Source organism: Streptomyces sp. NPDC046831 (assembly GCF_040645305.1).
GTDB lineage: Bacteria > Actinomycetota > Actinomycetes > Streptomycetales > Streptomycetaceae > Streptomyces.
The window spans coordinates 156,089-167,769 of the sequence record NZ_JBEYXZ010000006.1 but is presented as its reverse complement, the minus strand read 5'-3'; the positions used below and the strand labels follow the sequence as shown (position 1 = coordinate 167,769).

Genomic DNA, 11,681 nt, shown 5'->3' with positions numbered 1-11,681 from the left:
ACACCCACCACCGAACGGCCACAACACCGCGCACCCCGCCCCGGAACACGGACGGCCCGGGCGTGGTGGCACGGCGTGGAGGGGGGCGTCCGGCCGTGCGGTCGGCTCCTTGCGGTGCGGTCCTGGACGGCTCCGCCACTCGGGAGGGGTCCCCCACGAGCGAGGCCGGCCGTGTGGGGGCACCGTCCGTGGCCGACGCGCCCGGCCCGTCCGACCTGGCCCGTCCGGACCCGGCCGGCGCGTCCGGACCCGGTGCGCAGGGGGACGCAGCCCGCGCGGGCGTCCGGCGCCGTGCGCGGCGGGGGGCGCCCCCGTACGGGCAGGGTGAGGACGCCGACGACGCGGCGAGGTGCGGGACCCGGGCACGGCGCTCGGCACGCGCGTTGCACCAGCCGCCGACCGGGGACCCGGGGCGGCGCGGGCCTCGCGGGAGGGGTGGGGGCAGACCCTAGGAGTGCCCCAGTTCCGCCGTCTCGTCGTCCGTGACGGGGACGGACCCGGAGTCCTGCGCCGGGCGCAGCGGGAACGGGTCCACCCGGGTCTCGTCGATCACCGGCGGCGCCGGCTGCGGCGGCCTCGGCATGACGGCGGCCTCGGAGTGCCCGCCGCACCCGTAGCCGAGCGACACCACCCGGCCGTCGGCCGGGGAGAACTCGTTCGCGCAGATGCCGAAGGCCTGGCCCAGCGAACCGCAGATCGGCACCAGGAAGCCGCAGCTCGCGCAGGACGCCGGCGCGGCCTGCGCCATCGGCGTCCTGGGGCCGAAGGCCTCCTCCCAGCGCTCGGCGGCGAGTCGCAGGCCGTACCGGGACAGCACCCGGGCGCGGCGCATGCCCAGTTCCTCGGCGACCGAGGCGATCGAACCGCGCGACGGCACGGTGGGCAGGTTCCGCGGCGGGCCCGCGGTGACGTCGGCGTCCTCCGACTCGGCCAGTTCGGCCATCTCCCCGGAGACCGCGGAGTTCGGCGCCGGCTCGTCCTCGCCGGAGTACCCGGGCTCCAGCCGCGGGTCCTCGGCGTCGGTCGGCAGCAGGTCGCCGGGGCCCATGTCCCCGGGGCGCAGGCGCTCGCTCCACGGCACCCACTCCGGCGCGAGCACCGCGTCACTGCCGGGCAGCAGGACGACCTCGTCCACGGTGACGATCTTGGCGCGGGAGGCGCGGGCGACGGTCACGGCCCAGCGCCAGCCGCGGTAGCCGAGCTCCACGCACTCGAAGAAGTGCGTCACGACGCGGTCGCCCTCGGACACCACCCCGGCGTGCTCACCGACGACGCCGGGAGCGGCCGCCTCCTCGGCTGCGGCGCGGGCGAGGTCGACGGCCTCGGCGCACAGGCGGTCGGGGGTGCGGCTTCGCGTTGTCGCTGCGCTCACAGGTATCGCTTCTCTCCTACGCCGTCTCTCGGGTGCGCCGGCCTGAAGGCGGCGGAGCGGACGGAGCGGACCGGGGGACCGCGTCGACGTCCGCGCCCGATCGCGCTCGGGCGCACCTACGTCATCCATTCTGCGGTATGCCCGTAAGGCGCGCGGCCGAGAACGTTCGCCACGGCGCGCTACGCACGCTACCTTCTCGCGTGCGCTCGGCCTACACCGACGGCGGTCTTCGTGGCTCCGCGACGGGTGCGCGCCGCTCGCCGGCCCGTCCCGGCGAGCGAAAAGAACGCGACGTCCCGCCGCCCGGGACGCTCACCGCGCCCGGGCGCGGCCCGCCACCGGCGGCCCGGCCGGCCCGGAACCGGTCGCCCGGCGGGACCCCCCGGCCGACCCCCGAACCGGTCGCCCGACAGGACCCCGGCCGACCCCCGAACCGGTCGCCCGGCCGGTCCCCGGGCCGGGACGGACGGCGGTGCCGGGAGGGCCTTCGGTGTGTTCCCTCCGTCGCGCCCGCGAGGTCATCGCACTACCGGCGCCCGCTTCGGGGCACTATGACGGGGTGGCAGCCGCGAGGACGCCCCCCGGGACCACCGGCATCGATGGGGCCGAGGAAAGCGAGGGGAGCACCCGGAGCCGCGGTTCGGGCCGGTTCGGCGGGTCCGTCCGCGCGGTCGGCCGTGCCCTGCGTCTCCCGGTCACCGGCACGGCCCGGGGCATCCGGAAGGCGACCCACGCGCACGGCGCCGGCGAGTCCGGGCTCGGCAAGCTGATCGAACTGCACGCCGTGAACGGCGCCGGCGACGTCATGATCACCGTGGCGCTCGCCTCCACCGTCTTCTTCTCCGTGCCCACCGACGAGGCCCGCGGCCGGGTCGCGCTCTACCTCGCCATCACCATGGCGCCGTTCACGGTCCTCGCCCCCGTGATCGGCCCCCTGCTGGACCGGCTGCCGCACGGCCGCCGCGCCGCGATGGCCGGCGCGATGCTCACCCGGGCCCTGCTCGCGCTGATCATCGCCGGGGCCGCCGCCAGCGGCAGCCTGGAGCTGTATCCGGCGGCGCTGGGCGTGCTGGTCGCGTCGAAGGCGTACGGGGTGGTCAGGAGCGCGGTCGTGCCCCGGCTGCTGCCACCCCGCTTCTCCCTGGTGAAGGCCAACTCACGGGTGACCCTCGGCGGGCTCCTCGCCACGGGCGTGGCCGCACCGGTCGGGGCGGGCCTGCAGGCCCTCGGCTCGCGCTGGCCGCTCTACGGAGCCTTCCTGATCTTCGTGGCGGGGACGTTCCTGTCCTTCTCCCTGCCGCCGAAGGTCGACTCGGCCAAGGGCGAGGGCCGGGCGCTGCTCGCGGCCGGCGAGCAGGGGCACGCGCACGGCCCGCGCCGCAAACCCGCCAGACGGCCGGGCCTGCGCTCCGTCGGCACGGCCGTCACGCACGCCCTCGGCGCCAACGCGTCCCTGCGCTGCCTGTCCGGCTTCCTGATCTTCTTCCTCGCCTTCCTGCTGCGCGAGCACCCGCTGACCGGGGCGAGCGCGGCGGTGTCGCTGGGGATCGTGGGCGTCGCGGCGGGCGCGGGCAACGCGATCGGCACGGCGGTGGGGGCGTGGCTGCGCTCGCGCGCGCCGGAACTCATCATCGTGACCGTGGTCGCCGTGGTACTGGGCGCGGCGATCGCGGCCGCCGTCTTCTTCAGCACCTTCCTGGTGGCGTGCCTCGCCGCGGTCGCCGGCTTCGCGCAGGCGCTGGCCAAGCTGTCCCTGGACGCGCTGATCCAGCGGGACGTGCCGGAGGCGGTGCGGACCTCTGCGTTCGCGCGGTCCGAGACGCTGCTGCAGATGGCGTGGGTGCTGGGCGGCGCGATCGGCATCGTCCTGCCGCTGAACGGCGTGCTGGGCCTGTCCGTCGGCGCCGCCCTCGTCGCCGCCGGATGGCTGACCACCGTCCGCGGGCTCCTCGCCTCCGCCCGCCAGGGCGGCCACGCGCCGCCCCGGGTGGCCTGACGCACGGGGCGTGGCCGGGCCGCCGCGGCCCCGGCGGGGCGGCGCGCCGCACCCCGCGTGGAAAGGCGGCGGGACGTGCCCGATAGCCTTCGGCCATGACCTCGATGCAATCCGCCGTGCGACGCCGCCGCGCCGTCGCCGCTGCCGGCGCCGTTTCCGCCGGACTGCTCGTCCTGTCGGCCTGTGACAAGCCGACGCCCACGTCGACGATCACGGTCGGCAGTACCTCGGTCAGCTCGGAAGCCACCTGCTACAACGACGGCGCCCCGCTGAAGGACGTCAACCCGGCCAAGTGCCTCAAGGGCGAGGGCGTCAAGACGGTCAAGGTCGACCCGGACGAGACCGTCCGCTTCGGCGTCGACCCGGAGATCGCCGACAACGGCTGGACCATCCTGATGAACGGCCAGCCGCTGACCGACTCCAGCAAGAAGACCTACCGCACCATCCCGGGCAGCGTGTTCTTCAACGCCCAGTACGGCGCCAGCGGCAACTCCACGTTCGTCTCCATCAAGGAGGGCGAGAAGGACGTGACCGGTCTGTGGTCGTTCAAGCTGACGAAGGACTCCTGACCACGTCGTCCGTCCGCGTGCTCGTGGCCACCGCGGTCCCCGTCGAACGGGACGCGGTGGCACAGGCGTTCCCGGAGCCGGCCCGTACGGCGCCGCTGCCCGGGGCGACCCTGCACCGGGTCGCCGGGTTCGACCTGATCGCCGCCGGCGTCGGCCCCGCCCCGGCCGCCGCCTCCACCGCGGCCGCGCTCACCGCCGCCGCCCTCGACGGCGCCCCCTACGGCCTCGTCGTCTCCGCCGGGATCGCCGGCGGCTTCGCCCCGGACGCGCCCGTCGGCTCCCTCGTCGTCGCCGGCGAGATCACGGCGGCCGACCTGGGCGCGGAGACCGCCGACGGTTTCCTGCCGGTGACCGAGCTGGGCTTCGGCACCGTCACCCACCGTCCGCCCGGGGCCCTCGTACGGGACGTGGCGGCCGCCACCGGGGCACGCGTCGGACCGGTGCTGACCGTGTCCACCGTCACCGGCACCGCCCGCCGGGCGGACGCCCTGCGCGCCCGCCACCCCGGCGCCCTGGCCGAGGCCATGGAGGGTTTCGGGGTCGCCGAGGCGGCCGCCGCGCACCGTGTGCCGGTGCTGGAGATCCGCGCGGTGTCCAATCCCGTCGGCCCCCGGGACCGTGCCGCCTGGCGCATCGGCGACGCCCTCACGGCCCTGACCGAGGGCTTCGGGAAGCTCGCGCCCGTACTGGAGAGTTGGAACCCCCATGAGCCCTGAGAGCCGGCGGTTGCAGATCGCCTACTCCCCCTGCCCCAACGACACGTTCGTCTTCGACGCCCTCGCCCACGGCCGCGTCCCCGGCGCGCCCGCGCTGGACGTCACGTTCGCGGACATCGACATCACCAACGGCATGGCCGAGCGCGGCGAGTACGACGTGCTGAAGGTGTCGTACGCGGTGCTGCCGTACGTCCTCGGCGAGTACGCGCTGCTGCCGTGCGGCGGCGCGCTGGGCCGGGGCTGCGGGCCGCTGGTGCTCACCCGGGAGCCGGAGGCCGGGAGCGTCCCCGCGGGCGGTGCCGGGCTCGCGGGCCGGACGGTGGCGGTGCCGAGCGAGAAGTCGACCGCGTACCTGCTGTTCCGGCTGTGGGCCGCGGACAGCGTCCCCGGCGGCGTCGGCGAGATCGTCGTGATGCCGTTCGACGAGATCATGCCCGCCGTGCGGGACGGCAAGGTCGACGCCGGTCTCGTGATCCACGAGGCGCGCTTCACCTACCGGAACTACGGCCTGCACAAGCTCGCCGACATGGGCGAGCACTGGGAGCGGACCACCGGGCTGCCGATCCCGCTCGGCGCCATCATCGCCAAGCGGTCGCTGGGCGGCGAGACGCTGACGCGCCTGGCCGAGTCGGTCCGTGCGTCCGTGCGCGCCGCCTGGGACGACCCCGAGGTCTCCCGGCCGTACGTCATGGAGCACGCCCAGGAACTGGACCCGGCCGTCGCCGAGCAGCACATCGCGCTGTACGTCAACGAGTTCAGCGCCGGCCTCGGCGACGACGGCTACGCGGCGGTCCGCGGCCTGCTCACCCGCGCGGCGGCCGAGGGACTCGTGCCGGCCATCGGCCCGGACGCGCTCGCCTTCCCCTGAGCCCCGCACCCCGGGGTCCCGCTCCGGTCGGCCCGGGGCCGGCCGGAGCGGGGCCGGCCGGAGCGGGGTGGTCCCGGCTGCGAGGCGCCGCGGGTTCCCTCCGGCCTGATCCGCCGGACGACGCCTAGACGTCCAGCTGGTCGGCGACCGCGCGCAGCAGGCCGGCGATCTTCTTGCCGGAGGCCCGGTCGGGGTAACGGCCCTGCTCGAGCGACGGCAGGATGCCCTCGAGGACGGTCGTCAGGTCCTGCACGATGCCCGCCAGCTCGTCCGGCTTCCTGCGCTGCGCCGCGGCGACCGAGGGGGTCGGGTCGAGGACCGTCACCGACAGGGCCTGGTCGCCGCGCTGCCCGGCGACGACACCGAACTCCACCCGCTGGCCCGGCTTCAGCGTCTCGACTCCGGCGGGGAGGACCGAGGAATGGACGAAGACGTCACCGCCGTCGTCGCGGGAGAGAAAGCCGAAGCCCTTCTCGCTGTTGAACCACTTGACCTTGCCGGTAGGCACGTCTGTCCTCGTCCTCGTACTCGTCGGAAAACTGCTTCTGAAAACGGCTCGTGATAGCACTGGGGCGGGCCGCGCCGGACCCGCCGACAACCAGGCTAATGGTCTTCGTGCCGCTGACAAGACGTCGCCCGGTTGTTCCTCCGCGCTGGGAACTACCCTGGTGGGGTGCGTGACAAAACCCAACCGAATTCCGCCTCGGCCGGCGACCGGCTGATCCGCGCCGGTGCCGTCGTGTTCTTCGTCGGCGCGGTGGCCACTGTGGTCACGGTGGCGCCGCTGTTCCTCGGCGCGCGTCCTTTTCCCACCTACATGTTCGGCCTGAGCATGCTCATGGGGGTGGGGTTCCTGATCGCGGCCGCGGGCGTCCTGCGGTCGGTCGCGGCGGGGCGCCGGCAGGCGCGCGGAGAGTCGCGTTAGGTCCTGTCTGACCATGCGCGTCGTCGCCCGAAGGGCGGCCGCGCGGCGTCAGGTGCGTGCTCTCGGCGTGCCGGCCCCAGGCCCTCGTACGGGACGTACTCGGGTCCGGGGCCGGTGCGGCGCGTGGGGGTCCCCCCTGCTCGAGCGAAGCCGAGAGCCCGGGGGAGCGTGCAGGGCGTCGCGCGGCAGACGCGAATTGTCAGACAGGGCCTAGCCCGTTCGCGGGAAGTCGCGGTTGCCGGCGCGGCGCCCGGCGCCGTGCGAAGGAGTGCTGCCCTAAGACGGCAGAACTTCGCCCGAACGCGTGATGCCGTCGGAATATGCCGCGCTGTACTCCGAAAACCAATCGGGAAACTCGGTGAGATCCGGCAGGACGACGTCGGCACCGGCCGCGCGCAGTTCCTCCACGCCGTACGGCCCGGTGGCCACCGCCACCGACAGCGCGCCGGCGGTACGGGCGCCGCGTATGTCCCCGAGGTGGTCGCCGACGTACACGTGCGTGCCGTACGCGCGCAGCGCCTCGCCCTTCTGCTCGGCCCACAGGTTCCCGACCACCGCGTCGGCCTCGATGCCCAGGTGCTCCAGGTGCAGCCGGGCGTGCGGCCCGTGCTTGCCGGTGACGACGAGCGCCCGTCCGCCGGCCGCCCGCACGGCCGCCATCGCCTCACGGGCGCCGGTGAGCGCGGGTGCGGCGGCGATCGCCGTGGTGGGGTACACCTCGCGGTACAGCTCGATCATGGCGTCGATCCGGTCGGCGGGGAACCAGTTCGCCAGCTCGTGCGCGAGGGGCGGCCCGAGCCGGGTGACCACGAGGTCGGCGTCGATGTGCGTGCCCGTCCGCTGGGAGAGCGCCAGGTAGCAGGCCCGGATGCCGGCGCGCGAGTCGATGAGGGTCATGTCGAGGTCGAAGCCGACGTTGAGCGGGCGAGAGGTCATGCGGGCCATTGTGCCGACCGGGCGCGGCCCGCAGGCGCCGGCCCCGTGTGACATACACCTTTCCGCCGGCGCGCCCGCGTCCGCGCGTCCCTTCGGCCGCGGCGCGGTCGCGGCGCCGGTTCGCCGTCCCCGTGATCGGACGGCGCGGGCGGGCGGCGCGACGCACCGTGACGACGACGTCCCCGGGCTGCCGCAGCCGTCCCTTCGGCCGCCGTCGCCCCGCCGCCGGCTCTCGCCTCGCCTACCGCCCGCGCTGCGAGCGCCACACCAGGAACAGCGCCGACAGCACCGCCGCGGCCCGGACCACCCACGGCCAGGTCTCCCCGACCGCCTCGTTCAGGTGGCCCTGGGCGAGGGGGGCGCCCCAGCGCCCGTTCGCGCGGCCCCACAGCCACACGGCTCCGGCCGCGACCGCCAGCCCCGGCATGCCGGCCACCGCCCACTTCGACTCCCGCGGGGTCAGCCGGCGGGAGGCGTAGGCGATGACCCAGCCGAACAGGAGGGCGAACCAGCTGCCGAGGACGGCGCCGAGGACGAGCAGGCCGGACGCGAGCAGCAGCAGAGGGTTGCTCCAGCCGCCGGTGGGCAGGCGCGGCAGCAGCCGTCGCCGGGCGGCGGCCTCCCCGGCGGGCGCGGTCTCCTCGGCCCGGTCGGCGGCCGGCGCGGGTGCCGGGCCGGCCGGCTGCGCCGGTTCCCTCGGCGGCGGGGGCTTGAGCAGGTCCGGGATCTCGACCCCGCCGACGAAGCCCGGCACCTCGTCGCCGATGCCGAAGGGGCCGGTCTCCGTCCGCCACCAGTCGGGCACGGTCGCCGAGCTGCCGAGCTCGGCCGGGCTCGCCAGGTGCGGCGGGGCCGGGCCGGCGGGCGGCGCGGAATCCGGCTCCGGCCGGGCGGGACGCGGCCGCGGGACCATCCGGCGCAGGCCCCTCGGCCGGTCGTCCTTCGCCCGCTCGGCCTCCGCGGCCCGCTCGGCCTCCGCGGCCCGCTCGGCCGCCTCCGCCCGCGCGGCCTTCTCCGCCGCCGCGTCGCGCTGGACGGGCACGGCGGCGGCCGGGGGCGGCGGGACGGCCGCGTCGGTGCCTCCGGCGGCCGCCGTGCCGCCGGCGGCCGTGACGACGTCGTCCGGGCTGCCGAGCCGGTCGAGGATGCGGCGGACGGCGGCGGGGCTGTCGACGGTGACCCTGGCCCGGCGCCGGTCGATCTCGTTGCGCAGCTCCGAGACCAGGCGCATCCGGGTGGCCGAGGGCAACTGGCGCTGCTGGGCGACGTCCCCGACCCGGCTCAGATACTCGTAGACGACCTGGTCGCTCTCGATTCCCACGAAGTCCCCTCCGGGGCGGCGGCGATGAAACCCCGTGGGGACGAAGTTAGCGCAGCCGCACCCCGCCCGGCCCGCCGCCGTACGAGCGCCGCCCGCCACGGCCGGCCGAGGGCGGGAGCGCCGGTGGCCGCGCGGGCGCCGGGGGCGCGGGCGAACGGGGGCGCGGGGCAACGGGGGTGCGGCCTCGGCGGGCCGTTCGGTCCGGGCGCGGCGCGGGCGTGGCCCCGCCCCGCCCACCGCGTCCGGCCGAACCGCCGGAGACGACCCGCTACCGTGGGCAGGATGAGGAGCGATGAGACACCGGCCGCCCCGCGTTCGCTCGCGGAGGCGCTTCGCGCGCGCGACGACGCCTCACTGGCCGCGCTGCTGCGCAGCCGGCCCGACCTCATCACGCCCGTCCCGACCGACCTGACCCAGCTCGCGACCCGCGCCGGGACCCGTGCGTCGGTGGTGCGCGCCCTGGAGCGGCTGGACCGGTTCGCCCTGCAGACGGCGGAGGCCCTGGCGGTCGCGCCGGACCCGGCCACGTACGGCGAGCTGCTCGGCCTGATGGCCGGCGACGCCGGTGACCCGGCCGTCGCCGCCGCGCTGCCGCGGGCCCTCGGCACGCTGCGCGAGCAGGCCCTGGCCTGGGGCGGCGACGACCGGCTGCGCCTGGTGCGCACGGCCCGCGAGCTGCTCAGCCCCTCCCCGCAGCACCCGTCCCCGACGGGCCTGGGGCCGACGGTGCAGGAGGCGACGGCGGGCATGTCGCCGGGCCGCATCCAGGAGATCGTCACCACCGCCGGGCTGCCGTCGTCGCCCGACTCGGTGTCCGCCGTGGCCGCGCTCACCGCGCTGTTCACGGACCGGACCCGGATGGCGGCGCTGCTCGCCGGCGCCCCCGCCGACTCCCTCGACGTCCTGGACCGCCTGGTCTGGGGCCCGCCCTATGGGCAGGTCACCGCCGACCCCGCACCCCGGCTGCGCTGGCTGCTCGACCGCGGCCTGCTGCTGCCGACGGCCCCGGGCACGGTCGTCCTGCCCCGCGAGGTCGCCCTGCACCTGCGCCGGGGCCGCGCCCACCGCACGCCGGAGCCCGTCCCGCCGCCCGTCGGGGCGGCGGCGGTCCACGGCGCGCGGATGGTGGACGCGACCGCGGCCGGGCAGGCGTACACGGCGCTCGCGACCGTCGAGGAACTGCTGAAGGACTGGGACGAGGGCGGGCCGAGCGTGCTACGCGCGGGCGGGCTGAGCGTGCGCGACCTCAAGCGCACGGCGGTCGCGCTCGACGTGCCCGAGCCGGTGGCCGCCTTCTGGGTCGAGCTCGCCCACGCGGCCGGCCTGCTGGCCTCGGACGGGGGCATGGGCACGTCGCACGGCGTGCAGACGGCGGGCGAGGACGAGCGGTACGCGGCGACCCCCGCCTACGACGAGTGGCTGGAGCAGCCGGCGGCCGAGCGGTGGGCGCGGCTCGCCCAGGCCTGGCTCACGGCGACACGGACGCCGGGACTGGTCGGCGAGCGCGACGCCAAGGACCGCGCGCTGTCGGCGCTGGGCCCCGGCCTGGACCGCTCGGCGGCGCCCGAGGTGCGGCACCGGGTGCTGACCCTGCTGGCCGCGCTGCCGCCCGGCACCGCGCCGGCCGCCGAGTCCGTGCTGGCCCGGCTGCGCTGGGAGCGTCCGCTGCGCGGCCCGCAGCGGGAGGGCGACCTGCGCAGCCGCCTCGCCCAGTGGACGCTGGCGGAGGCCGAGCTGCTGGGCGTCACCGGCCGGGGCGCGATGTCGGCGCACGGACGGGCGCTGCTGGGCGCGCCGCCGGCGCCGCCGCCCGCGAAGGCGGAGTCGGCGGAGACCGAGCCGACGGGCCCCGGGGACAAGCTGCCCGTCCACCACCACCGGCCGGCCGCCTCACCGGATCCCCTCTCCCCCGCCGGACCGGGGGCCACCGCCCGGCCGCCCTCCCCCGCGCAGAGCGGCGCGCACGCCGCGGCGGCGGCCCGCGCGCTGGCGCCGCTGCTGCCGGAGCCCCTGGACCACGTCCTGCTGCAGGCGGACCTCACGGCGGTGGCGCCCGGCCCGCTCCGGCGGCCGCTCGCCGATCTGCTCGGCCTCGTCGCCGACGTGGAGTCCAAGGGCGGCGCGACCGTCTTCCGGTTCACCCCGGCCTCCGTACGGCGGGCCCTGGACGCCGGGCGCACCGCGGCCGACCTGCACGCCTTCCTCGCGGAGCACTCCCGCACGCCGGTGCCGCAGCCGCTGGCGTACCTCGTCGACGACGTGGCCCGCCGCCACGGGCACCTGCGCGTCGGCGCGGCGTCGGCGTACGTGCGCTGCGACGACGAGGCGGTGCTGAACGAGATCCTCGCCGACAAGCGGTCCGGCGCCCTGCGCCTGCGCCGCCTCGCCCCGACCGTGCTGGCGGCGCAGGCGGACCCGGCGACGCTGCTCGAACGGTTGCGCGCCATGGGCTACGCGCCGGCCGCCGAGTCGGCCGAGGGCGACGTCCTGGTCACCCGCGCCCACGCCCACCGCACCCCGCCGCGCACCGCGCCGCAGCCGGTCCCGGACGGCCCCCCGCCGCCCGACGCGACCCTGCTGTCCGCCGCGGTCCGGGCGATCCGCGCCGGCGACCTGGCCTCCACCACCCCGCGCAAGCCCACCTCGGCCCCGGCCGCCGAGGGCGTGCTGCCCCGCACCGGCTCCGCCGAGACCCTCGCCACCCTGCAGGCCGCGGTGCTCACCGGCGAGGCGGTGTGGATCGGCTTCGTCAACGCCGAGGGCGCCGCCAGCCAGCGCGTCATCGCGCCCGTCCGGGTCGAGGGCGGCTTCGTGACGGCGTACGACCACACCGCGGACGAGGTCCGCACCTTCCCCCTGCACCGGATCACCGGCGTGGCGGAGCTGGCGGACGACCAGCCGTGATCACGCTCCGGTGAGGCACACTGGACGTTTGGCCGCCGTCAGGCCAGGCAGCTCATGCAGAAAGGCAGCCGCGC

Annotated in this window: 10 protein-coding genes; 6 read left to right on the top strand and 4 right to left on the bottom strand. The window is 76.8% G+C overall.

Going from position 1 to position 11,681, the window contains the following annotated elements:
• Positions 1 to 448 precede the first annotated feature (448 nt).
• Entirely contained in the window at positions 449 to 1,372 is a 924-nt protein-coding gene (locus ABZ920_RS08620; protein WP_361500272.1) for a DUF3027 domain-containing protein, read from the bottom strand.
• A gap of 559 nt (positions 1,373 to 1,931) precedes the next feature.
• Here ABZ920_RS08620 and ABZ920_RS08615 point away from each other — a divergent pair.
• The 4 genes from ABZ920_RS08615 to ABZ920_RS08600 all read left to right on the top strand — a co-directional run bounded on the left by ABZ920_RS08615 (position 1,932) and on the right by ABZ920_RS08600 (position 5,521).
• Positions 1,932 to 3,368, top strand: coding sequence for an MFS transporter (locus ABZ920_RS08615; protein ID WP_361500269.1), 1,437 nt, complete (start codon positions 1,932 to 1,934; stop codon positions 3,366 to 3,368).
• Between the two features lie 95 nt (positions 3,369 to 3,463).
• On the top strand, positions 3,464 to 3,937 hold the full coding sequence (locus ABZ920_RS08610) for a DUF2771 domain-containing protein (RefSeq protein WP_361500266.1): 474 nt from the start codon (positions 3,464 to 3,466) through the stop codon (positions 3,935 to 3,937).
• On the top strand, positions 3,907 to 4,653 hold the full coding sequence (locus ABZ920_RS08605) for a futalosine hydrolase (RefSeq protein WP_361500263.1): 747 nt from the start codon (positions 3,907 to 3,909) through the stop codon (positions 4,651 to 4,653). Before ABZ920_RS08610 ends, ABZ920_RS08605 begins: the two co-directional genes overlap by 31 nt.
• Complete coding sequence (locus ABZ920_RS08600) at positions 4,643 to 5,521, top strand: 1,4-dihydroxy-6-naphthoate synthase (RefSeq protein ID WP_361500261.1); 879 nt, start codon at positions 4,643 to 4,645, stop codon at positions 5,519 to 5,521. The genes ABZ920_RS08605 and ABZ920_RS08600 overlap by 11 nt, the downstream gene beginning before the upstream one ends.
• A 124-nt stretch (positions 5,522 to 5,645) precedes the next feature.
• Here ABZ920_RS08600 and ABZ920_RS08595 read toward each other — a convergent pair whose 3' ends face one another.
• Positions 5,646 to 6,029, bottom strand: a complete 384-nt coding sequence (locus ABZ920_RS08595) for a cold-shock protein (protein WP_361500258.1) — start codon at positions 6,027 to 6,029, stop codon at positions 5,646 to 5,648.
• Positions 6,030 to 6,194: 165 nt separating this feature from the next.
• Here ABZ920_RS08595 and ABZ920_RS08590 point away from each other — a divergent pair, with 165 nt between their 5' ends.
• Positions 6,195 to 6,446 carry a hypothetical protein gene (locus tag ABZ920_RS08590; protein ID WP_361500255.1) on the top strand — a complete coding sequence of 84 codons (252 nt, stop codon included), beginning with the start codon at positions 6,195 to 6,197 and terminating at the stop codon, positions 6,444 to 6,446.
• A 276-nt stretch (positions 6,447 to 6,722) separates the two neighbouring features.
• Here the strand turns inward: ABZ920_RS08590 and ABZ920_RS08585 are convergent, their stop codons facing one another.
• Entirely contained in the window at positions 6,723 to 7,382 is a 660-nt protein-coding gene (locus ABZ920_RS08585; protein WP_361500252.1) for a haloacid dehalogenase-like hydrolase, read from the bottom strand.
• A 241-nt stretch (positions 7,383 to 7,623) separates the two neighbouring features.
• Positions 7,624 to 8,703, bottom strand: a complete 1,080-nt coding sequence (locus tag ABZ920_RS08580; protein ID WP_361500249.1) for a hypothetical protein — start codon at positions 8,701 to 8,703, stop codon at positions 7,624 to 7,626.
• 282 nt (positions 8,704 to 8,985) lie between these two features.
• On the opposite strand from ABZ920_RS08580, the gene ABZ920_RS08575 reads away from it, so the two are divergent.
• Positions 8,986 to 11,607, top strand: coding sequence for a helicase C-terminal domain-containing protein (locus ABZ920_RS08575; RefSeq protein WP_361500246.1), 2,622 nt, complete (start codon positions 8,986 to 8,988; stop codon positions 11,605 to 11,607).
• The last annotated feature ends 74 nt before the right edge of the window (positions 11,608 to 11,681 follow it).